Origin of the sequence: Brevundimonas sp. GW460-12-10-14-LB2, from assembly GCF_001636925.1 — a bacterium.
Taxonomy (GTDB): domain Bacteria; phylum Pseudomonadota; class Alphaproteobacteria; order Caulobacterales; family Caulobacteraceae; genus Brevundimonas; species Brevundimonas vesicularis.
Map to the genome: position 1 here is coordinate 1075196 of NZ_CP015511.1, position 21429 is coordinate 1096624.

Below are 21429 nucleotides of genomic sequence, written 5' to 3' on the forward strand. Positions count from 1 at the left end.
CTGGGTCAAGCGGGCGCTCGTGAGGAAGGGCCAGCCCGACTATCGAAAATCGCGCGTCTTCGGTCTGATCGTGTCGAGATGGAGATCGGGGATGTAGATGTCCCGGACCTTGATCGTGCGAGGAGGCGCGTCGCGCGCATCCGGCGACCCGCCGCGATGGAATTCGTCGCCGCGCCCGTGGGGCAGGGGGAAGGCTTTGCCCCGGTCGCCGACTGAGGCGAGCAGGGCCGATGCGTCGTGAAGTTTGGTCGCGACGATGTGGACGACCTCGCCTTCGCGCTGAACTTTGCCATCTACGACCAGCATGGAGGCCGACAGCACAATGCGACGCTGTTGTTCGTAGAGGCTGGGCCAGATCACCAGATTGGCCACGCCGGTCTCGTCCTCGATGGTGATGAACATGACCCCCTTGGCGCTGCCGGGCTTCTGTCGGACCAGCACGAGGCCCGCGACGCGCGTCAGCCGACCGTCGCGCATGGCCGTCCCATCGGCGCAGGTCATGACGTGCCGGGCCTGCAGATCGTCGCGCAGGAAGCTCAGCGGATGATCGCGCAGGGTCAGGCCGATGTGGCTGTAGTCCTCGACCACTTCCCGTCCGGGCGTCATCGGCTTGAGGCCCGGATCGGGCTCCAGGATTTCCGGCTTCTGGTTGTGGGCGTCGGCGGCGGCGAACAGGGGGAGCGGGGCGTCACGCAGCCCTTTGATGGCCCACAGCGCGTCGCGGCGGTCCAGGTGCAGATCCGGCCTGAAGGCATCCGCCTCCGCCAGGCGGACAAGGCTGGCGACCTGGGCGCCGGCGCGTCGCCACAGGTCATCGACAGAGCGGAAGGCGCCGTCCGTCCGCGCCGCCAGGAGGCGAGCGGCGTCGCCATTCACCAGGCCGCGCACCATGCGAAGGCCCAGCCGGACGGCGAAGCGTCCATCCTCGCCTGCCGGCTCCAGAGTGCAGTCCCAGCGGCTGGCGTTGACGCAGACGGGCCGGATCTCGACGCCGTGCTGCTGGGCGTCACGGACGATCTGCGCTGGCGCATAGAAGCCCATGGGCTGGGCGTTCAGCAGGGCGGCGCAGAAGACATCCGGGTGGTGGCATTTGAGCCAGGAGGAGGCATAGGCGATCAGGGCGAAGGAGGCCGCATGGCTTTCCGGAAAGCCGTAGGATCCGAAGCCCTCAAGCTGGCTGAAGGTCTTCTCGGCGAAGGCGGCGTCATAGCCGCGCTCGACCATGCCGCTGATCAGCTTGTCCTTGAAGTGGCTGACCCCGCCGGTGAACTTGAACGTCGCCATGGCCCGGCGCAGCTGGTCGGCTTCCGAAGCGGTGAAGCCGGCGCATTCGATCGCAACCCGCATCGCCTGTTCCTGGAACAGGGGCACGCCCAGGGTCTTGCCCAACACCTTCTCAAGCTCGGGCTTGGGATAGACGACGTCCTCCTTACCCTCTCTGCGGCGCAGGTAGGGATGGACCATGTCGCCCTGGATCGGCCCGGGACGGACGATGGCGACCTCGATGACCAGATCGTAGAAGGTGCGGGGCTTGATGCGCGGGAGCATGGCCATCTGGGCTCGGCTCTCGATCTGGAAGACTCCGAGCGTGTCGGCCTTGCGGATCATCGCATAGGTCTTGGGGTCCTCGGCCGGAATGGTGGCGAGGTCGAGCGCAATCCCCTTGTGCTGGGCCAGGAGGTCGAAGCCGCGCTTCATGCAGCTGAGCATGCCGAGCGCCAGCACATCGACCTTCATGAACTTCAGGACGTCGATGTCGTCCTTGTCCCATTCGATGACCTGGCGATCCTTCATCGCCGCCGGCTCGATCGGGACCAGGTCGTCCAGGCGGTCGTGGGTCAGGACGAAGCCGCCGGGGTGCTGGCTGAGATGGCGCGGGGCGCCGATCAGCTGGCGCGACAGCTCCAGCGCCAGGCGAAGCCGCCGGTCCTCCAGATTGAGATTGAGGTCCGCCACATGCTTGTCCTCGACGCCCTCGCTGGAATAGCTCCAGACCTGGGACGACAGGGTCTTGATTAGGTCTTCGCTCAAACCCAGCGCCTTGCCGACGTCGCGCAGGGCGCCGCGCGAGCGATAGCGGGTGACGACGGAGCAGAGAGCCGCATGGTTGCGGCCGTAGGTCTCGAAGATCCACTGCATGACGACCTCGCGCCGCTCGTGCTCGAAATCGACATCGATGTCCGGGGGCTCGCGACGCTCCTGGCTGACGAAGCGCTCGAACAGCAGGTCGTTGCGGCCCGGGTCGATCGAGGTGATGCCCAGCACGTAACAGACGGCGGAGTTGGCGGCCGAACCCCGTCCCTGGCACAGGATGTCCTGGCTGCGGGCGAAGCGCACGATCGAATGGACCGTCAGAAAATAGGGGGCGTAGTCGAGCTGGCCGATCAGATCGAGTTCGTGCCGAAGCGTCTTGCGCACCCTGTCCGGCAGCCCTTCCGGATAGCGGTCGGCGGCTCCGGCCCAGGTTAGCTGTTCCAATGTCTGCTGTGGCGTCATGCCCGGCGTCGAAACCTCGTCGGGGTATTGATAGGCCAGCTCATTCAGCGAGAACCGGCACCGATCAGCGATCGCGACCGAGCGGGCAAGCGCCTCGGGATAGGCCTTGAACAGGCGGTGCATCTCTTGGGGCGGCTTCAGATAACGATCCGCATGGCGTTCGCGCCGGAAGCCCAGTTCGTCGATGGTGCAGCCGTGCCGAACGCAGGTGACCACGTCCTGCAACAGGCGTTGGTCCGGGTGGTGAAAGAGGACGTCGTTGGTCACGACGGTCGGCACCCCCGCCTGGGCGGCGAGGTTCGACAGGTCGTGCAGTCGCAATGCGTCCCCTGGGCGTCGTCGCAGCGTCAGGGCGAGATAGGCGCCCGCAGGAAAGGTCGACTGCAGCCGTCGCAGATTGGCGGCGCAGGCTTCGTCCGCCTCATCTGGAACCAGGATGGCGATCAGACCCTCCGACCAGTCCTTCAAGTCCGACCAGTCGAGGTGGCATCTGGCCTTGCCGGCGCGGCGCTTGCCCAGGGAGAGCAGGCGCGTCAGTCGGGAATAGGCGGGCCGGTCGGTCGGATAGACGAGCACGCCTGTCCCATCGATCAGATCAAGCCGGCAGCCGACGATCAGGCGCACGCCGGAGGCCTTGGCCGCCTCATGGGCGCGCACGATCCCGGCCAGCGAGTTGCGATCGACGATGGCCAGGGCGTCCAGCCCGCACAGCCGGGCCTGTTCGAACAGCAGCTCGCAACTGCTGGCGCCGCGCAGGAAGGAGAAGTGCGAAGTGGCTTGAAGCTCGACGTAGGACATAGGGATTGAGCGGCTGTTCGATCTCCCCGACAGCACTCCGGCAAGCCGATTGGCAAGCGTGGCCTTGGACAAATGTTTTCTTTTTGTTCTGGTCTTGATATGCACGGCGCATGTCCGGCGTCGCCACCCGCAAGATCGTCCATGTGGACATGGACGCCTTCTTCGCCTCCGTCGAACAGAGGGACGATCCTTCGCTGCGAGGCCGGCCCGTGGCGGTCGGTCATGCGGCGGCGCGCGGCGTGGTCGCCGCCGCCAGCTATGAGGCGCGGCGGTTCGGGGTGCGATCGGCCATGCCCTCGACGACCGCCCAGCGGAAATGTCCGGACCTCGTCTTCGTCCCGCCGCGTTTCGACGTCTATCGCGCGGTGTCGGCGCAGATCCATGCGATCTTCGCCGACTACACCGACCTGATCGAACCCTTGTCGCTGGACGAGGCGTATCTTGATGTGACGGCCGATCGGCGAATCCTTGGGACCGCCTCGGCGACGGCGGAGGAAATCCGGCGGCGGATCCTCGAGGAGACCGGCCTGACGGCCTCGGCGGGCATTTCCTACAACAAGTTTCTAGCCAAGCTGGCGTCGGACCAGAACAAGCCGAACGGCCAGTTTGTCGTAGCGCCCGGCCGCGGCGAGGCCTTCGTCGAGGATTTGCCGGTCAGGCGCTTCCATGGCGTTGGGCCGGTGACGGCGGCCAAGATGGAGAAGCTGGGGATCCGCACCGGCGCGGATCTGCGCCGCCAACCCCTGGCCTTTCTCCAGCACCATTTCGGCAAGTCCGGGCCCTGGTATTACGCCATCGCCCGTGGCGAGGACGATCGGCCGGTCAATCCGGACCGGACCCGCAAATCGAGCGGGTCGGAAACCACCTTCGCCTCCGACCTCACCGAGCCCGAGGCGATCGAGGCCGGAGTGGTGGCGATGGCGGACGAGGTCTGGGCCTGGTGCGAGATAGCGGGCAGTCGCGGACGGACCGTCACTGTCAAGGTCAAATGGGCCGACTTCCAGCAATCGACCCGCAGCCGGTCCCTGTCCGAGCCCGTGGCCTCTCGCGAGGCCTTGCGCGACCTCAGCCGGCTGCTGGTCCGCTCCCTCTATCCGCCGACCCGGGGCGTGCGGCTGGTCGGGGTCAGCCTGTCCAATCTGGAGACGACGGGCGCGGCCGCGAACCAACTGGCCCTGTCGTGACCAGACCCGCGCAGATCGACCTGTTCGGAGAGGCGCCTTGCCTTGCGCCGGTCGTGGCGGGGTTCGATTATTGGGCCGACGTCCTGTCGGCGCCCGAACAGGCCGCGCTGGTCGCTGCGCTCCAGACCCTCGCGTTCAAGCCCTATGAGCATCTGGGCTACCTCGGCCATCGCCGGATTGCGGCCTTTGATCGAGCAGCCGACGGGGCGGGATGGCCGGCGTTCCTCTCGCACTTGATGGCGCCCTTGGCGGGCCGGCTCGATCTTGACGGCGCGGCCTTTGTCCAGGTTCTGGTCAATGAATATGCGCCGGGCGCCGGCATCGGCTGGCATCGCGACCGCCCCGTCTACGGCGAGATCCTGGGCCTTTCCCTCTTGGCGCCCTGCGTGATGCGGCTGCGCCGTCGCGAGGGGGCGGGCTTTCTGCGTCGAAATGCGCCGCTGCCGTGCGGCTCGGCCTATCGATTGTCGGGGGAGGCGCGCGCGGACTGGGAGCATTCGATCACGCCGATGACGGCCTTGCGCTATTCTATCACCTTCCGGACCCTGGCCGCCTGACGGTCGATGGCGCGGCCGGCTGGCATGAAAGGGTCCGGATCGGCTTAGTCAGCGAGGTCGATCCAGGCCGGCGCATGGTCGCCGGCGCCCTCGACGCCGCGGACCGCGCGATCGACCCCGGCGTCGGTCAGGCGTTCGGCTGCAAGTACGTTGAGCAGCAGGTGGTCGATCCGCAGACCGGCGTCGCGCGACCAGGCCTCTCGGAAATAGGACCAGAAGGTCCAGGGCGGCGGATCGTGCGGAAAGCGCTCGCGCAGGGCGTCGGTCCAGCCCTGGTCGAGCAAGCTCTGGAAGGCGGCGCGGCTCTCGGGTTGGAGCAGGGCGTCGGTTTTCCATGAGCGGGTATTGTAGATGTCGGCGTCGGTCGGGACGACATTGTAGTCGCCGCAGAGAACGACCGGCGCCTCGGTCGAATATAGCGACGCCGCGTGAGCGGTGAGCCGTCGGGCCCAGGCCAGCTTATAGTCAAACTTGGGCCCGGGCCTGGGATTGCCGTTAGGCAGGTAGAGGCAGCCGATCAACACGCCATTGACCGCCGCCTCGATATAACGGGCCTGGCGGTCGTCGGCGTCGCCAGGCAGCCGGCGTCGGGTCACGACCGGCGCGCCGATCCGGCTGAGGATGGCGACGCCGTTCCAGCGCGGTTCGCCGACCCAGACCGCGCTATAGCCGGCCGCCTCGAGCTCGGCCGCCGGGAACTGCGTGTCGGCCGCCTTCAGTTCCTGCAGGCAGACCACGTCCGGCTGGGCCTGTTCCAGCCAGCCGAGGAGGTTGGGCAGGCGACGATTGACGCCGTTGATGTTGAAGGTGACGAGCCGCATCCCGTCACGGCGTCCGCAAGGCCGCCAAGGCGGCGCGCACATGGGAGGCGAGGGCGTCAGCCATCTTTCCTACGCCGGCGGCGTTGGGATGGATCCGGTCCGGTAAGACATAGGCTGGGTGCAGCGCGACACCGTCCATCAGGAACGGCATCAGGGGCGCGTTCGCCGTTCGAGCGACCTCGGGGTAGACTGCGTCGAACGCCCAGGCGTAGGCGCCGAACCAGGGCGGCGCCCGCATGCCGCACAGCAGAACGGGGATGTTGCGCTGTTGGAGTTTGTCGATGATCGACAGAAGGTTATCCCTGACGTGATCGGTCGGGACCAGCTGCATCATGTCGTTGGCGCCCAGGGCGACGACGCAAAGATCCGTCTGGGCCGGCACGTCCCGATCGAGCCGTCTCAGACCGTCCGTTGTCGTGTCGCCGGACACGCCTGCGCCGATGATGCGAACCGGGGGCGTGTGGGTCGCCAGTCGCGCCGCCAGTTGTCGCGGCAAGCTCTCAACCGGCTTGAGGCCGTAGCCGGCGGTCAGGGAATCGCCGAGAACCGTTAAGACCTGCTCAGTATTGCCCACAGGCGGCGCTCCCGTCAGCGTCTGATGTAGCGAGTGGGCCGAAACCGGATCTGGAGCGGTCGGCGAGCAGCGGGTTCAGCGTCATGGCCTACCCAAAAGCTCGCCGAACCTGTCGTGTTCCTGCCAGATCGCCTGAAAAACGATCCCGAGCTCCGGCCGTGATGCGCTGAGACGTCTGGCGGTCCATCGTCGTCACGGCAGTGAGATTCGAACGAAGGCCCTTGATCAGCCGTGCGGCTTCAGCACGACCTTCGTCCATTCGTTCGGATTGTCGTGGAAGTTCTTGTAAGCCTCTGGCGCCTGCTCAAGCGGCAGGCGATGGCTGATCAGATCCGTCGTGTCGATCTTGCCGTCCATGACGAGCTCAAGGAGCTGGGGCAGGTATTTCTGCACATGGGTCTGGCCGGTCTTGATCGTCAGACCCTTCTGCATGAGGGCGCCGATCGGCAGCTTGTCGCCGATTCCGCCATACACGCCGGGGATCGATACCCGGCCGCCCTTGCGACACGCCATGATCGTCTCGCGGAGGACATGTTGGCGATCCGTGCCCAGCTTCGTTTCCTGCTTCACCGCATCGATGATGTTGTCGGGCGAAAAGCCATGCGCCTCCATACCGACCGCGTCGATGCAGGCGTCCGGCCCGATGCCGGCGGTCATCTCCATCAGGGCTTCGCGAACCTTGACCTCATGATAGTTGAGCACTTCCGCGCCGTTCGCCTTGGCGAGCTCCAGTCGGCGTGGATGATGGTCGATGGCGATGATGCGGCCGGCGCCCATCAATATGGCGCTCTTGATGGCGAACAGGCCGACCGGGCCGCAACCCCAGATCGCCACCGTGTCGCCGGGCTCGATCTCCGCGTTCTCGGCCGCCATCCAACCCGTGGGAAAGATGTCGGACAGGAACAGGACCCGCTCATCCTCGATCCCGTCCGGCACCACGATCGGGCCGACGTCGGAATAGGGGACGCGGACATATTCCGCCTGGCCGCCCGCATAGCCGCCGGTCAGATGCGAATAGCCGAACAGCCCGGCAGCCGGGTAACCGTAGGCGATCTCGGATGCGTCGGACTTGTCGGCGGGATTGGAGTTGTCGCAGGCCGAGAACTGCTGCTTGCCGCAATGGAAGCAGGAGCCGCAGGCGATCACGAAGGGGACGACGACCTTTTGGCCGACCTGAAGGCTCGTGTTGCCACGGCCGATCTCGACGACCTCGCCCATGAACTCGTGGCCGAGGATGTCGCCATTGGACATGCCGGGGATCACGCTATCGTAGAGGTGCAGGTCTGATCCGCAGATGGCGGTCGCCGTAATCTTGATGATCGCATCGCGGGGATTGACGATCTGGGGATCGGGGACCGTGTCCACCTGAACATTGTGTTTGCCGTGCCAAGTCAGGGCGCGCATGGGAATTCCTTCCTGGATCAGAAATGACGGTCGGCGCGCGGCGCCGCGTCGGGAGCCTTGGACGTCGAGATTTCGCCCGTCTCCATCAGCTGTTTGAAACGTCGCAGCTCGCGCCGGGCCTGGACCCGGGGCTCGCGCTGCATCACCTTGGCGACCAGTTTGCCGACGGCGCCCGCCGGCGGATCGTAGCTGATCAGAACACGGACCTCGGTGCCTCGGCCGAAGGCGTTGTCGCAAAACGCGATCCAGCCCTCGTGATCGACATCGCTGTCCTCGGTCGACCGCCAGGCGATGTATTCGCCGGGACGATCTTCGGTGATCTCGCTGACAAGCTCGATCTCCGCACCGGCCGGACCTGCAACGCTCCAACTTGATCGGAGGTCGTCCAGAAGATCCACCGACCTCACATTCTCCATGAAACTGGGCAGGTTTCGGAAGTCGCGCCAGTAGTCATAAAGCCGTTGACGAGGCTGGTTGATCATGACGGCCCGGATGCTGGTGGCGTCATAGGCGCCTTCCACATAGTCGGCGTCGTGGAAGGCTGGGGATTGGACGTCGGCGTCTGTCGAAAGGGGGGCGGACATCGTTGATGCCTCCTTGATGTTGGACGGTCGGGATCAGGCGGCTCAAGACTGGGGCGCGCCAGCGTAGCGTTCGAACTCTTCGGCGTAACGCGAGGCCAGACGGACCTGGTGGTCACCTTTGGCCTGCAGGGTCAGGAACCAATCGCTTTCTTCCTCGAACATATGGGTGAGAACGGCGCCTTCGATGTGGGTCCATTTTTCCAGCCAAGCGGGCTTCGAGGGCGCGATGTTTTCAAGCTCCGCCATCTGAGCCTTCGTGGTCGTCTGCTCGAGATAGGCGTGGGCCGCGTGCATCTTTTCGCCGGCCTGACCGAGGGCGGGATAGAGGACCAGCTCCTCGGCTAGCGCATGGCCGTTCAGCACCACGGCGAGGGCATCGCGCGCGGCGTTTCTTTCGACAGCGGTCTTGGCCGTTCGGCCGCAGGCGAAGGCGGCGCGGATGGCGTCGTGATGATCGAGCACCAGCGAAAGCCAATCTCCCGCCTGGGAGGCGGCGCGGGCCTTTTCCGTCGCCCCCTTGCGCGTCTCGTCGTCAGGCTGCGGGGTGACGGCGGCGAGCGCCTTGTCGATGAGGGACATCAAACCTCCCGTGAAAGAGGGTTCAAGAGCCGTTGGGAGTTGTCCGTTCCGCCTGTCCAATAACGGGCACAACAGGTGTCCAGCTCGACAGTAAAACGATCCAAGGTCCGAAAACCGACCTTTGGAACAGCACTCGGAATGGCCCGGTTAGCTCGGCTTCAACCAAGGAGCCAACCATGTTCATGCATAACAAGCGCCTGATGTATACGGTCAGGGTAGCCGAACCGAACCCGGGTCTCGCCACCCTGATGCTTGAGCAATTCGGAGGGCCGCAGGGCGAGCTCGCCGCCGCCATGCGCTACTTCACACAGGCTTTGGCGGACGAAGATCCGGGCCGCAAAGACATGCTGCTCGACATCGCCACGGAAGAGTTAAGCCACCTCGAAGTCATCGGCTCGATCGTGTCCATGCTGAACCGGGGCGTGAAAGGCCAGATGGCTGAAGCCGCGATGGAGGAGGCGGATCTGTACGCCTCGCTGAACAGCGGCGGTGAAAGTCATACGACGTCCATTCTCTATGGCGGCGCGCCGGCCCTCATCAACTCCGCCGGTGTCCCGTGGACCGCCGCCTACATCGACTCGATCGGCGATCCCGCCTGCGACCTACGCTCCAACATCGCCGCCGAGTCCCGAGCCAAGATCGTCTATGAACGTCTGATCAACTGCACGGACGATCCCGGCGTGAAGGACGCGTTGAACTTCCTGATGACGCGCGAAGTGGCGCATCAGAAGTCCTTCGAGAAGGCCCTCTACGCCATCGAGCCGAACTTCCCGGCAGGCAAGCTGGTCGGCTTGCCTGCCTTCGCTGACAAATACTACGACATGTCCCAAGGAGAGGGCGATGCCCGCGGTCCCTGGAATGAGGGTGAGCAATGGGAGTTCATCGACGACCGTGAACAGCAGGGCGCCGTGGACGGCGGCGACGGCTCCGCCAGCGTCTCACTGGGCGAACGGGACGCCGCCGCTGTCCAGGCCTTCGCGGCCCGAACAGCCTCTGACGCCGACAGCAATCCTGTGACCGGCGCTGATCTAGGGGCGGGACCTGGGGCAGGGACCACGACCGAACTGATCGAGGACGAAGGCGTCAGTTAACCCATGTAAGTGCGCTACGCCCGGAAAGTCGCAGGATGCGCCTATGCTCGATCCTGCGACACCGTCCGGCGAAACCTCGCCATGTCTAGAGCCGCGCGAGGAAATTCTTTCGTTGTGGCGGGCGTTTGATCCGCTCTCCTTCGAAAGTCGCAGTCGCGCGCTACGCCTGGGAGAGATCATTCCCGTCGTGTCGGGCGGACCCTATCGTCCGGATGGCGAGATCGCTGTCGTTCTCGACGGTTGTCTTCTTCTTGATGACGGGAAACGAGGAACCCATTGCGGCGTCGCTGCGGCGGGCGATCTGATCGACATCGCAGGGGGAAGCCCAGGGCTCTGGCTGTCGAACGGCTTGGTTTACCGGGCACCCGTTGCGGCTTTCTGCCGGGAGGCGGGTGAGGAAGGCGTTCAATTTCTGCTTTCAGGCGGCGTCAAGCGATTGAAGGCGATGGAGACGCGTTTGAGGTGCGCCATGTCGCATGGGTCGATCTCTCGCGTCGCCAGCTTTCTTCTGGATATTCATCGCGCTACCGGTGGCTTTGAGATCGCTCTGTCACAATCGAATATCGGAGCGTTGCTGAGCCTGCGCCGATCCAGCATCAATCAGGCGTGTCAGAGCCTTCGCGCCGCCGGCGCCCTACGCACCGTGCGGGGACGAATCCTTTTGAAGGATGAGGCCGTTCTCGCGAGCGTGGCCTGCTGTCACTATCGTCCGCGGTCTCCAGCGTTCGCCGAAGCCATCGCGGCCGAGGCGGCCTAGATCAGGCCGTCACCGGTCTCGGACCGGTGCGCCGAATACATAGATGCCGGCATGGACGAGCTTTGCGATCAAGTCGGGCGAGAGGAGCGACGGGGCTGAATCGACGTCGGCGATCCACCGACCATCGCACCACAGGGCGACAGCCTGACCCATCGCTTTTGCGCGCTGAGACGCCTGGGCCATGGCGTCAGCCATCTCGTTTGAGATGAGGGTCTCAGGCTCTCCGCCATCACGGTAGCGGATCTGATAGCGCAGAACGGGAGGATGGACGGTCATGCCACCCAGGCCTCCAGCACCTCTCGGCATTCGGCAGTTTCGACCTGTAGACTGAAGCGGTCGCTGTAGAGCGCCAAAAGGTGGTCGTGAGGCTGATCAGCCGAACTGCAGACCCCGTCGCTGACCACCACGATACGATAGCCCAGATCGATGGCTCCGAGCACGGTCGAGAGAACGCAAACGTCAGTTTCCGCGCCCGTTACGACGAGCGTATCGACGCCCTGATCTTTGAACGCCTTGTGGAGGTGTGTGCCTGACCAGGCGGAATAGACCGTTTTGTCAATGATCTGCGCAGGCGGCGCGAACCGCTGAAGCGGAAGCGCCAGATCCAACATCGCCGGATCGAGAGCGTTCTTCGTCATGGTCGACCAACGCCGCCAATAGTCGCGCCAGGCGCCCCCCGCCTCATCGGGCGTTGCGGCGGGGATGAATCGGGTGAACCACAGCCTTTCAGGCCTTGCAGAACATAGCGCCTCGATGGCCGGAAGGGTTTTGGCTGCCCAAGGCGTATGCCATTCGGTCCCTTCCACGAACATGCGTTGCATGTCGATGCAAAGGTGCGCCGTTGTTTCCGGAATGCGCGTCTTCAGGCCGTGTGTCACGGCCTGAGCCCCGGCGTCTCTTCACCGCAGTGGTGTTCGCTCTCGCCCAGCTCGACTTCGGTGCGGGAGAAGACCTCCTCCTGTCCCGCGTCGAGTATTTCGTCCTCGGGGCCGCCTAGACCGCCCTGCGCCAAGCCGCGCGTATCATCAATCTTGTCCCTGTGTGGCGTATGTCGGGTCATGTCGCCTTCTCGCCGGATCAAAAGACAACCAATCCTGGTGCGTCCGCTGAGTTTCATAGGTCCGATTTTGGACAGGCTTCTAGCCTGTCGAGAGTACCCCCGACGGCGCGTCGGACAGCCCTTTACATGGGTTAGTGCAGGCATGCCGGGTTTGGGGGAACGCGGGGCATGGATGAGGACCTGCCGCCCCCGATCGATTCGCCATCCGATGCGCCAGGCTGGCTGGGAGAATTCGTCGCGCTGTCGTCTCGCGAGCGTTCGGCGCTGGCCGGGCTTCTCGAGCCGGTCCAGCATTGGCCTCGCCACCATGTGTTGCGTCATGAGGCGGCTGAACCTTCGCATCTCTATCTGCTGACTCAGGGCTGGGTCGCATCGTCCATCGCGCTTGCATCGGGCAAGCAGCAGATTGTGAAGGTCCATCTTCCGGGCGATCTCCTAGGAGCGCCGAGCCTGTGCCTGACGACAACGGTCGACTGCCTGACCGCCATGACGCCCATCGCTGTGCACGCGATATCGAGGTCCAGGCTGATAGCGACATTTGAGGCCTATCCGCGGATTGCGCTTTCGCTCTTTCTGAGCGCGCAGAAAGAGCGTGTCGCGTTGATGGAAAGTCTGGCCGTGGTTGGTCAGGCGCCCGCACACGTTCGCATCGCCGCCACGCTGACCAATCTGTTCGATCGATTGTCCGAACGCGGCGATGCGCCGGGCGGCATGTTCCATATGCCTTTGACCCAGCGCGATCTCGGCGACCTGATCGGGATCACGCCGGTGCATGTGAACAGAACCCTTCGCGAGATGGATCGCCTGAATCTGATCAAACGGTCCGACCAGACGATTTCCCTGCTCGATGTTGATCGGCTTCGCCGTATCGCTGGGCTGCCCGTCAGGCGCTATGTGTCCGGTCCCAACCGGATCGCGAGCGTCTGACGCCGCAGGCGCGGAGATGGAGGCGCAGCGGCCGCGCGCTAATGAGCTTCGGATAGATTTAGGCCGTCCGCCGTCTCGCGATCGGCGCGCCGCTTGAGGACCTAGACAGCTTCAGATCGAGATAGGAGGCGTCGAAGGCGACGCGCTCGGTCAGCGCCGTCCAGTCGTCGATCGACACCTGACCATTCCGCCATCGCACCAGGCCCGTGTCGCGAAGGACCTTGAGCGAGCGGTTCACGTGGACGCTCGACATCCCCAGCATGTCCGCTAGGTCCGATTGGGTCAGAGGGCATTCGAAGGTGTGGTCTTGGGCGAGGGCTACGGCTTCCAGACGGAGGTAGAGTTCACAGATCAACTGGCCCAGTCGTGTCCCTGCGTCTCTGCGTCCCAGCGCCACCAGCCACTGCCGGTGGATGGCCGCATCTATCAGCGTTTCAAGCCAAAGCGCTCGCGCAAGGCGAGGGGCGTGTTCCGTCACGCGCCTCAAGTCGGCGTGCTGGACAACCGCAACGGTGACGTCAGACAAGGCTACCAGGCTGTGATCCATCGTTTTCAGAAGAAAGCCATGCAGATCGATGAAGTCCCCGGGAACGCTAATCGCTGTGATCTGACGACCGCCGTCCGCCAGGGTCGAGACTCGGCCGACAAATCCCGAGAGCAGCAGCGTACTGAACGTGGGTCGACTGCCCTCTTCCACCAAGGCTTCGCCGGCTGCTGCGCGACGGCGCCCACTTAGGAGGCCTCCAAGCCGTCCGCGATCGTCGTTCGAGAGGTCGCCGAGGCGATGAAGCTTGGCATCGATGAGCGATTCCACGGACGTCATCCTTGCGAACAGAGGCGTCGGGACGCTGCGGCCCTTGTCACAGGATCAACGCGACGTAGCCGAGGACCGGCTCGCATGAGGGTCATCCGTCCTTGGCGCCGAATTCGACGAAGGCGGCGCGTATCGTCTGTTCCTCGTCATCGGTTTCTGCAGACACGACGACTTTGACACGGCCGGCGATCGGCACGTCCGACCGAGAGTCGACGCTGGGGCTGTCGCCTTCGACGTCTCCGCCCGAAGGCCTGTCTCCAACCGTGTTCGCCTCGCCTTCAGGAGCGACCTGAATGGCGTCTCGTTCCATGCCATGGGTTTGGACAAGCCGTTCGACCACGAGTTCGGCGTCTCTACGTGTTGCGAATGTGGAGGCGACAAGGTTGGTCATGGTTGGGTCCTCTTAGTTCGTCCACTGAACGCGCTGCGTAGTTTATCGCTCCAAAGCTGACTGCTCTCCGCAGCCCTCGCGCGATTGCATCGGATCATCTCGACCAAATGCTCTTGGTTCTGCTGGCTTCAAAAGCCGAACGCCTCCCATCTGCTTGAGACCATTATCGCACACAGGAACGAATAGCCTCGGCATAGCTTTGACCTTCAGGCTTTACGCCATGAACCGATCCGAGGGGGATCGGGTAGTCGATCACGGCGGTACGGATGCGCATCGGCGTCATCGCACATCTCAAATATCCGATCGCAGAACCCTTCGCCGGCGGGCTGGAGATGCATACCCATCTGCTCTGTCGCCAACTGCGGCTGAACGGCCATGACGTCACGCTGTTTGCAGCGACCCTGTCCGACCCCGAGTTGGGCCTGGAGGCGATCTGCGACCAGACGGAAATCGCCAAGGTCGGGACTGCGGAGGCAGGCGACGTCGCCTTCTTCCGAGAGCATCACGCCTATCTGTCGTTGATGAGCCGGCTTCGACGCAGTGCGTTCGACGTCATACACAACAACAGCCTGCACTATCTGCCGGTCTCGATGGCCGAGACCTTGCCGATGCCGATGGTCACCACGCTCCACACGCCGCCATTTTGCTGGCTGGAAAGCGGTATCCGCGAAGCGAGCGCGCCCTTCGCGCGGTTTGTCGGCGTTTCCGAGGCGATGCGGGAACAATGGAGCGCAGTGCGGCCGATCGATCAGGTCATTCTGAACGGGATCGACCTGGAGCGCTTTCCGTGGCGTGCGCGTCACGACGACTCTGGGCATTTGATCTGGTATGGGCGGATCGTGCCCGAGAAGGGTCTGCATCTGGCGCTGGACGCGGCGACATTGGCGGGTGTCGCCCTGCGATTCGCGGGGCCTATCCTAGATCAAGCCTATTTTGATGCCGAGATCGCTCCGAGGTTGACGCGCGAAACCACCTATCTCGGCCACCTCGACCACGAAACGCTGTCTAAGGAGATCGGGCAGGCGGCCGCCTTCGTCTGCACGCCGCGCTGGGACGAACCCTACGGGCTGGTGGTGGCTGAAGCGCTGGCTTGCGGCACGCCCGTCGCCGCGTTCGCGCGCGGCGCCATTCCCGAGATTCTGACTCCCGACTGTGGCGCCTTGGCCCGTCCGGACGATGTGCAGGATCTGGCGCGCGCGATCGCCCGGGCGGTCGGCCTGTCTCGGTCAGCCTGCCGCGCGCGCGCCGAGGCGGCCTGCGATGTGCGCCGGATGATCACCGCCTATGAAAAACTCTATGGCGAGATGATTCAGGCGGCTGCGGCAGGGCAGATGCAGGCCAATGACGCGCTGGAAGATCGGCTGATCGCATGACAGGCGAACCTGCCTTCTGCGTTTGCGTGCCCGTGCGGAATGAGGAACGGCGTCTTCCCGTGCTTCTGGCCGCTCTGGCCGCGCAGGATCTTCCGGGCAGAATTTCGGTCGCGCTCTGCATCAATAACTCCACGGACAGTTCGCTCCCTCAGGCCCAGGCCGCGGCCGATCGGTGGAAGGATCGACTCGACATCGTCGTCGATCTGCAGACCTTTCCAGAGCATCGCGCCCATGCCGGCGCGGCGCGGCGTGCGGCCATGTCCGTCGGTCTCAAGCATCTCGGAGATCGATCCGATGGCCTACTGATCTCGACGGACGCCGACACGCGGCCGCCGTCGAACTGGCTGTCCGCCAATCTCGCAGCCATCGCGGATGGAGCCGATCTGGTGGGTGGACGGCTGGTGCTGGATGACGCGGAACCGATCTCGGCGGATGTCGCGGCTTTGCGTCGACTATGGGACGCCTACTGGCGCGAGGTTCGCGCGATCGAGGACGAAATCGACCCTTCGCCGCATGATCCGGCGCCTCGCCATGGCGATCACACCGGGGCCAGCCTCGCCATCAGGGCGGCGGCCTACCTGTCAGCCGGCGGCGTGCCGGAACAGCCGACGGGCGAGGATCGGGCGCTTGTGATCGCCGCTCAAGCGCAGGGGGCCAGGCTTGTGCATCCCTTGGCGGTGTGGACCCGAGTGTCGGCACGTACGACGGGCCGCGCCGCCGGGGGGATGGCGGAGGCTATGACCCGCTTGTTCGATCAGGCGCGGAACGGCGGTCCGATCATGGCGCCGGACTTTTCGCATTGGCGACAGCGGGCGAGATGGCGCCGGGATCAGCGTCACGACGCGGCGAGCGCCAGGCGGCTGTCGGCATTGGAAACCCAGCTGCCCGCCATGCCGCTCGACATGGATTTACGAGGTTGGGCCAACGACGTTGCGAGAGCCGCAGCGTGAGGGCTCCGATCGGATACTATGTCCATCACCAGGGCGACGGCCACCGCCAGCGTGCGCTGGAAATCGCCGCCGCTGCGCCCGAGCGATTTGTCCTGCTTGGAACGGGACTAAAAGGGCGAATCGAAGACATCGCCTGCGTGGATCTGGAAGATGACAGGCCCCACGAGGGAGACCGCTTCTCCGGCCGTGACGAAGCGCCTGTCCGGCCCGAGGCGCTGCATTACGCCCCCTATCACCATGCGGGCGTCCGGGCGCGAACCGCCCGGTTCGCCCAGTGGATCAGCGACGCCAAGCCGGCCTTGATGGTGATCGATGTGTCGGTCGAGATGGCGATGCTGGCCCGGCTGTGTGCGACGCCTGTGGTCTATGTCCGTCTCGCGGGGGATCGATCGGACCCGGCGCATCTGGACGCCTTCCGCGGCGCAGAAGCCTTGCTTGCGCCCTTCCATGAGCGGCTGGATGGACCGGTGGCGAGAGAGGTGCGCGACAAAACGCATTACTTCGCCCCCCGGCGCTATTCGGGACCGAAACGTGGAGCAGGCATCCTGGTCGTTCATGGTCGGGGTGGCGATCCGGTGGATGGCGCCAAGCTGGCGGCGGCTGCAGAAGCTACGCCCGATCAAGTGTGGACCGGGGTCGGGCCGATCGAGCCGCCGCCGATCATGCCGCCGAACCTGAAGCTGGCAGGCTGGATCGACGCTATCGGCGACGAGATCGAAAAGGCGGAGATCATCGTCGGAGGCGCGGGAGACGGCCTGCTGAACGCGGTGATTTCGGCCGACAAGCCCTTTGTCTGTCTTCCCGAGCCTCGCGCCTATAATGAGCAGATGGCAAAGGCCGAACGGTTGGCGGCGCTAGGCGCCTCGATCGTCCTGGCGCAGTGGCCGCAGGCGCAGGAATGGCCGAGCCTCCTTAGGTCAGCACTCTCACTATCGCCCGCTGATCGGCGGCAGATCAGCGGGCAGGGACTCGGCGCCGCCGGACCCTGGCTTGTCGACCTCGCATCAGAGCTTGAGGCACGCCGATGACAGCCTTGGAAACAACGCCGACCGCGTCATCGCCTCTAGAACTTGAGGTCAGGTTGGCGGCGCTGGGCGCGCGCTACGACGCTGCGCCGCGATATCCCGCCGACAGTCTGACGCTGCTCGCCTCGGAGGGTTGGGGGCGGCGGTTCGCTCCGGTCCAAAGCGGCGGAACGGCCTATGACGAACCAATCCATAAGGCCTTGGCCTTGATGGACGCCCTACGCAGTGTGGGACGGTCGGATCTCAGCGTCGGCCGATTGTTCGAAGGGCACGTCAACGCCCTGGCGCTGTTCGACTGGTACGCGGACCCGGCCCAGAAGGCTTGGCTCGGCAAGGTCCTGGCGCAGGGCGCCTGGTTCGGCGTCTGGGCGACGGAACCGCCGCCCGGCGTTCGTCTGGTCGGCGCTCGTCTGCAGGGCGCCAAGATGTTCGCAACGGGCGCGGGCGGACTGGACTATGCAATCATCACCGCTCAGCCGGAACAGGGCGAACGCGAGTTGATCGTCGTGCCGGCGAACGCGCCTGAGAGGGCCGATCTGAGCGGCTGGCGCGTCCGCGGCATGCGCGCGACGACCAGCGGGCGCTATGAGGTGACCGGGTTGACTGTCGATGCCGATCAGCGGCTCGGACGTCCCGGAGACTATGATCGCGAACCGCGCTTCACGGCGGGGGCCTGGCGGTTCACGGCGGTGCAGTTGGGCGGCGTCGAGGGCCTGGTCATGGCGATGCGCGACGCGCTGTCCGACGCCGCCCGCGCCGATCCCATCCAGCGCGCGCGCTTTGCCGATGCGGTCGTTGCGGCGCGAACGGCCTGGCTTTGGGTCCGCGAAGCCGCGATCCGCGCGGCGTCCGAAGCGCCGGACGCCGGGGATTTCGCCCGCGCCACGCGCGGCGTCGTCGAACGCAGCGCCCTTGATGTCATGGAATTGGCGGCGCGGGCGGTCGGGACGCGCAGCGCCTTCGACGGCGAGCGCATCGACAAGATCACCCGTGATCTCAGCCTCTATCTTCGGCAGGCCGGACCCGACTATGCGAAGGACCAGGCGGCCAAGACCTGGCTGGATCGCGATCTCTGGGGCGAAGGCGACGCCCTATGGTGAGCGAGAAAACCGGCCGGCTAGCGACCCTGGCGCTGGAGCGTTCGCCTTGGCGATCCGCGCGGTGGCTGATCATTGCCCCGCATGCCGACGACGAGACGCTGGGCGCCGGAGCCTTGATCCATCAGGCGGCCGAGGCTGGGCGGTTGGCGGGCATCGTGATCCTGACCGACGGCGCGGGTTCGCACGATCATTCGGACGCGGCCTCCCGTGCGAGGCTTATCCGGACCCGACGCCTGGAGGCAGGGCGCGCCGTTCGACGGTTGGCGGGGCCTGCGGCTGCGGCGCCGGTGTTTCTGGATTGGCCCGACGCCCAGCCCGCTTCTGCCGGCAGCATGATGTTCGAAGCGACCGCGCGTCGTCTCGCGGCTTTGTGCCGCGAGCGGCGCGTCGATGCGATCGCTGTCACGGGTCCGGACGATCCCCACTGCGATCATCAGGCGGCGGCCCAGCTTGCCCGCCGTGCAGCCGGTATGGCCCGCCGGTCGGTGGTCGTGTTCGATTATATCGTGTGGGGGGCGCCTCCATCCGGGTCGAAGCTGCGGATCGCGACGCGACCTCTGAAGGCCGGCCTGAGGGCCTATGCCTTGTCGGCCCACCAGAGCCAGTTGACGCCGATGTTCGGCGAAGGGTTCCGGCTCCAGAAGGCGAGGGGGCTGCGGTACGCCTCGGACACCCTGTATCGGCGCGACGCCTATGGCTGAACGCTCGCTTACCTCCGCCTATTTCGAAGGCATCTTCGCCGGTGACGCCGATCCGTGGGGTCTGGCCTCCAGCCCCTATGAGGCCGCCAAGTTCGATCGCACCATCGCCGCTCTGTCGGCGCGGCGAGCGGCTTTTGCGCTCGAGGTCGGCTGTGCGGGCGGCGTCCTGACCGAGCGGCTGAGCGCGGTCTGTGATCATCTGTTGGCGATCGACGTCAGTCCGACCGCTCTGGAGCGGGCGCGTCAGCGTCTGTCGGGGCGGCGGAACGTCCGGTTCGAGGCCGCAGCCTTCCCTCGGGACTGTCCGATTCTGGACGGGCTGGATCTCGTCGTCCTGTCCGAAGTCGCCTATTACTGGAGCGACGCCGATCTGGACCTGGCGGCGCAACGCATCTCCGACGGCCTGGTCGAGGGCGGGCGCGTCCTTCTCGTGCACTGGACCGGCGAAACCGACTATCCCCAGACCGCCGACGACGCCGTCGAGCGCCTCTGGCTCGGATTATCGGACCTCATGCAAGTGGATCTCGCCGAACGGCATCCGAACTATCGGCTGGATTTGTGGAGCCGGCGATGACGAGGCTGTCCGCTCTGACGCTGGTTCGCAACCGGCAGGCGCATCTGGACCGATTGGTCGAGGGATTGATGCTCAGCGCCTCGCCGCCCGACGAACTGATCGTCGTCGACATGAGCGATGCGCCCGTGAGGCTGCCGCCGGTGGGTTTTCCGGTCCGCGTCGAACGTCTGGCGGGCGACGCCCTGCCTCTGGCCGCCGCCCGAAATCTGGCGGCCGCCTTGGCATCAGGCGATATCCTGCTGTTTCTGGACGTGGATTGCATCGTGTCGTCGGCAGTTTGCGGCCGGATGCAGGCGGTGCTCGCCAAGCATGACGCCGTCGTCTGTCCGGAGGTGCTCTATCTACCCGCCGGAGCCGTTCGGCCGGGCCCCCTGTCGGAAACCGATCTGAGAGCGGCCGGCCGGCCCCATCCCGTGCGCCCCTTTCCGCAGGAAGGCGAGAGCCTGGAGCGCAATCCCGGCCTGTTCTGGTCTCTGGCTTTCGCGATCCGTCGCTCGACCTTCCATCGGATCGGCGGATTCGACGAGACCTATGTCGGCTACGGCGCCGAAGACACGGACCTGGGGTTTCGCATCGCGCGAGAGGGCCTGCCGCTGCTCTTCGCCGGCGGTGTGCCCGTCTTCCACCAACATCATGACGGCTATGATCCGCCCCTGCAGCATTTCCGCGCCCTGATCGCCAACGCCAAACGCTTCCACGCCGCCTGGTCGATTTGGCCGATGGACGGTTGGCTGAAAGCGATGGCGGATCTCGGACTGGTCGACTGGTCGTCGGATGAACTGACCATTTGCCGGGACCCAACGCCGGCAGAAATCGCCGCTGCACAAAAAGATCCTGCAAATCCCTTTTAGGACTACGGTCTTTCAGAGCGCAGGCTCGCCGTACGAATGAAACTCAACAAGCCGACGCAGTTCAGTGTCCGTCTTCTCTAGTGAGGAAGCGATCTTGATCAGGCGACCCACGCATCGGACCGCTACTGCGAAGTTGGCTGGGTCGCTGGGCTCGTGGCTTTGACCGAAACGTGCGCTTCAACGCCGTCAGTCTTGCCGCTCAAACCCGGTACCTCATCGAGCTGGCGAAGGCTGGTGAAACGACCTCTTTCCTCACGATAGCGAACGATTTCGAACCCGTGGCCGCGCAACATCTCAATCCCGTCTAACGCGTCGGCGCTGGCGGTGTTCAGGTCGATCATCTCTCGTTTTCCGTAGCTGTGCCCGCCGGCCGGTGTCCGAGGGCGAAGTCGATGGCTTCGATATCGACCTTCAGCTTCACCAGATCACGGACGCGCTCGTGGTCGCCGGACGTCGCGGCGGCCCCGGCGGTCGACCACACTTTGGTTGTCAGCTGCTCGCGGATGGCCAGAAGCTGTGCGGCCACGGCATCGTTGTCTCGGGTCATCGACACTATTTCAGGTCGGCGATCGCCTCGCCGGCCTCTTCTTCCTCGAGAAGAGCGGCGTTGTCGGCGTTTGCCGACAGGCGCACCCGATTGCCTTCAACCTCGGCGACCAGACCGCCCGAGAGGTAGTGGTGGTGATCACTATGCGATCCGCTGTCGGCCTTGGTGAGCTTGATGCGATCGCCTTCGACCTTGTCGACGGTGCCGAGATGGACGCCGTCGGCGCCGATCACTTCCATATGCTCTTTGATGTTCGAGAGGTCGGTCATGG

General features: G+C 65.0%; 26 protein-coding genes. 12 read left to right on the top strand and 14 right to left on the bottom strand.

Annotated elements, in window-relative coordinates; translation table 11 throughout:
* Positions 1-39 precede the first annotated feature (39 nt).
* A complete protein-coding gene (locus tag A4249_RS05225) occupies positions 40-3294 on the bottom strand; it encodes an error-prone DNA polymerase (protein ID WP_066551459.1) in 3255 nt (1084 codons plus the stop codon).
* 110 nt (positions 3295-3404) lie between these two features.
* Between A4249_RS05225 and dinB the strand changes: the two genes are divergently transcribed.
* Together dinB and A4249_RS05235 are read left to right on the top strand one after the other, a co-directional pair.
* The gene (dinB, locus tag A4249_RS05230; RefSeq protein ID WP_066551460.1) at positions 3405-4478 is read left to right on the top strand and encodes a DNA polymerase IV; all 1074 of its coding nucleotides are present in this window, start codon (positions 3405-3407) and stop codon (positions 4476-4478) included.
* Positions 4475-5035, top strand: a complete 561-nt coding sequence (locus A4249_RS05235) for an alpha-ketoglutarate-dependent dioxygenase AlkB (RefSeq protein ID WP_082854065.1) — start codon at positions 4475-4477, stop codon at positions 5033-5035. Before dinB ends, A4249_RS05235 begins: the two co-directional genes overlap by 4 nt.
* A 44-nt stretch (positions 5036-5079) precedes the next feature.
* On the opposite strand, the gene A4249_RS05240 is transcribed toward A4249_RS05235, so the two are convergent.
* The 5 genes from A4249_RS05240 to A4249_RS05260 form a co-directional block, all read right to left on the bottom strand.
* Positions 5080-5856 carry an exodeoxyribonuclease III gene (locus A4249_RS05240; protein ID WP_066551461.1) on the bottom strand — a complete coding sequence of 259 codons (777 nt, stop codon included), beginning with the start codon at positions 5854-5856 and terminating at the stop codon, positions 5080-5082.
* A gap of 4 nt (positions 5857-5860) precedes the next feature.
* Positions 5861-6430 (bottom strand): arylesterase, encoded by a 570-nt coding sequence (locus A4249_RS05245; RefSeq protein ID WP_156494634.1) that lies wholly within the window; start codon positions 6428-6430, stop codon positions 5861-5863.
* Positions 6431-6655: 225 nt separating this feature from the next.
* The gene (locus A4249_RS05250) at positions 6656-7834 is read right to left on the bottom strand and encodes a zinc-dependent alcohol dehydrogenase (protein ID WP_066551463.1); all 1179 of its coding nucleotides are present in this window, start codon (positions 7832-7834) and stop codon (positions 6656-6658) included.
* Positions 7835-7851: 17 nt separating this feature from the next.
* Positions 7852-8418, bottom strand: a complete 567-nt coding sequence (locus tag A4249_RS05255; protein ID WP_066551464.1) for an SRPBCC family protein — start codon at positions 8416-8418, stop codon at positions 7852-7854.
* A 42-nt stretch (positions 8419-8460) separates the two neighbouring features.
* Positions 8461-8997, bottom strand: coding sequence for a hemerythrin domain-containing protein (locus A4249_RS05260; RefSeq protein WP_055805638.1), 537 nt, complete (start codon positions 8995-8997; stop codon positions 8461-8463).
* A gap of 176 nt (positions 8998-9173) precedes the next feature.
* Between A4249_RS05260 and A4249_RS05265 the strand changes: the two genes are divergently transcribed.
* A complete protein-coding gene (locus tag A4249_RS05265; RefSeq protein WP_055805641.1) occupies positions 9174-10088 on the top strand; it encodes a manganese catalase family protein in 915 nt (304 codons plus the stop codon).
* A 43-nt stretch (positions 10089-10131) separates the two neighbouring features.
* Positions 10132-10845, top strand: a complete 714-nt coding sequence (locus A4249_RS16265) for a Crp/Fnr family transcriptional regulator (protein WP_082854066.1) — start codon at positions 10132-10134, stop codon at positions 10843-10845.
* Between the two features lie 9 nt (positions 10846-10854).
* On the opposite strand, the gene A4249_RS05275 is transcribed toward A4249_RS16265, so the two are convergent.
* Genes A4249_RS05275 through A4249_RS05285 form a run of 3 tightly spaced genes read right to left on the bottom strand, consistent with a single transcriptional unit; the run spans position 10855 to position 11905 of the window.
* On the bottom strand, positions 10855-11121 hold the full coding sequence (locus A4249_RS05275; RefSeq protein WP_066551466.1) for a hypothetical protein: 267 nt from the start codon (positions 11119-11121) through the stop codon (positions 10855-10857).
* Positions 11118-11723: a cysteine hydrolase family protein gene (locus A4249_RS05280; protein WP_055753675.1), complete on the bottom strand. Its 606-nt coding sequence runs from the start codon at positions 11721-11723 to the stop codon at positions 11118-11120. The genes A4249_RS05275 and A4249_RS05280 overlap by 4 nt, the downstream gene beginning before the upstream one ends.
* Positions 11720-11905 carry a hypothetical protein gene (locus A4249_RS05285; protein WP_055753674.1) on the bottom strand — a complete coding sequence of 62 codons (186 nt, stop codon included), beginning with the start codon at positions 11903-11905 and terminating at the stop codon, positions 11720-11722. Before A4249_RS05285 ends, A4249_RS05280 begins: the two co-directional genes overlap by 4 nt.
* A gap of 168 nt (positions 11906-12073) precedes the next feature.
* Here A4249_RS05285 and A4249_RS05290 point away from each other — a divergent pair, with 168 nt between their 5' ends.
* A complete protein-coding gene (locus A4249_RS05290; protein WP_082854067.1) occupies positions 12074-12832 on the top strand; it encodes a Crp/Fnr family transcriptional regulator in 759 nt (252 codons plus the stop codon).
* Between the two features lie 58 nt (positions 12833-12890).
* On the opposite strand, the gene A4249_RS05295 is transcribed toward A4249_RS05290, so the two are convergent.
* On the bottom strand, positions 12891-13646 hold the full coding sequence (locus A4249_RS05295; protein WP_231868774.1) for a Crp/Fnr family transcriptional regulator: 756 nt from the start codon (positions 13644-13646) through the stop codon (positions 12891-12893).
* Between the two features lie 91 nt (positions 13647-13737).
* On the bottom strand, positions 13738-13986 hold the full coding sequence (locus tag A4249_RS05300; RefSeq protein WP_082854068.1) for a hypothetical protein: 249 nt from the start codon (positions 13984-13986) through the stop codon (positions 13738-13740).
* Between the two features lie 317 nt (positions 13987-14303).
* Between A4249_RS05300 and A4249_RS05305 the strand changes: the two genes are divergently transcribed.
* From A4249_RS05305 to A4249_RS05335, 7 genes are read left to right on the top strand one after another with little or no spacing between them, the layout of a single operon-like run.
* Positions 14304-15410, top strand: coding sequence for a glycosyltransferase (locus A4249_RS05305; protein ID WP_066551469.1), 1107 nt, complete (start codon positions 14304-14306; stop codon positions 15408-15410).
* 59 nt (positions 15411-15469) lie between these two features.
* On the top strand, positions 15470-16360 hold the full coding sequence (locus tag A4249_RS05310) for a glycosyltransferase family 2 protein (protein WP_231868775.1): 891 nt from the start codon (positions 15470-15472) through the stop codon (positions 16358-16360).
* The gene (locus A4249_RS05315; protein WP_066551471.1) at positions 16357-17388 is read left to right on the top strand and encodes a glycosyltransferase; all 1032 of its coding nucleotides are present in this window, start codon (positions 16357-16359) and stop codon (positions 17386-17388) included. The genes A4249_RS05310 and A4249_RS05315 overlap by 4 nt, the downstream gene beginning before the upstream one ends.
* A complete protein-coding gene (locus A4249_RS05320) occupies positions 17385-18485 on the top strand; it encodes an acyl-CoA dehydrogenase family protein (RefSeq protein ID WP_066551472.1) in 1101 nt (366 codons plus the stop codon). Before A4249_RS05315 ends, A4249_RS05320 begins: the two co-directional genes overlap by 4 nt.
* On the top strand, positions 18479-19186 hold the full coding sequence (locus tag A4249_RS05325) for a PIG-L deacetylase family protein (protein ID WP_082854069.1): 708 nt from the start codon (positions 18479-18481) through the stop codon (positions 19184-19186). The genes A4249_RS05320 and A4249_RS05325 overlap by 7 nt, the downstream gene beginning before the upstream one ends.
* Positions 19179-19760, top strand: a complete 582-nt coding sequence (locus A4249_RS05330) for a class I SAM-dependent DNA methyltransferase (RefSeq protein ID WP_066551473.1) — start codon at positions 19179-19181, stop codon at positions 19758-19760. The genes A4249_RS05325 and A4249_RS05330 overlap by 8 nt, the downstream gene beginning before the upstream one ends.
* A complete protein-coding gene (locus A4249_RS05335) occupies positions 19757-20611 on the top strand; it encodes a glycosyltransferase family 2 protein (RefSeq protein ID WP_066554828.1) in 855 nt (284 codons plus the stop codon). Before A4249_RS05330 ends, A4249_RS05335 begins: the two co-directional genes overlap by 4 nt.
* Before the next feature lie 122 nt (positions 20612-20733).
* Here the strand turns inward: A4249_RS05335 and A4249_RS05340 are convergent, their stop codons facing one another.
* From A4249_RS05340 to A4249_RS05350, 3 genes are read right to left on the bottom strand one after another with little or no spacing between them, the layout of a single operon-like run.
* Positions 20734-20952: a helix-hairpin-helix domain-containing protein gene (locus A4249_RS05340; RefSeq protein ID WP_066551474.1), complete on the bottom strand. Its 219-nt coding sequence runs from the start codon at positions 20950-20952 to the stop codon at positions 20734-20736.
* Positions 20949-21158: a hypothetical protein gene (locus tag A4249_RS05345; protein WP_156494636.1), complete on the bottom strand. Its 210-nt coding sequence runs from the start codon at positions 21156-21158 to the stop codon at positions 20949-20951. Before A4249_RS05345 ends, A4249_RS05340 begins: the two co-directional genes overlap by 4 nt.
* Before the next feature lie 5 nt (positions 21159-21163).
* Positions 21164-21427, bottom strand: a complete 264-nt coding sequence (locus A4249_RS05350; RefSeq protein WP_055805667.1) for a DUF2171 domain-containing protein — start codon at positions 21425-21427, stop codon at positions 21164-21166.
* Positions 21428-21429: the final 2 nt, after the last annotated feature.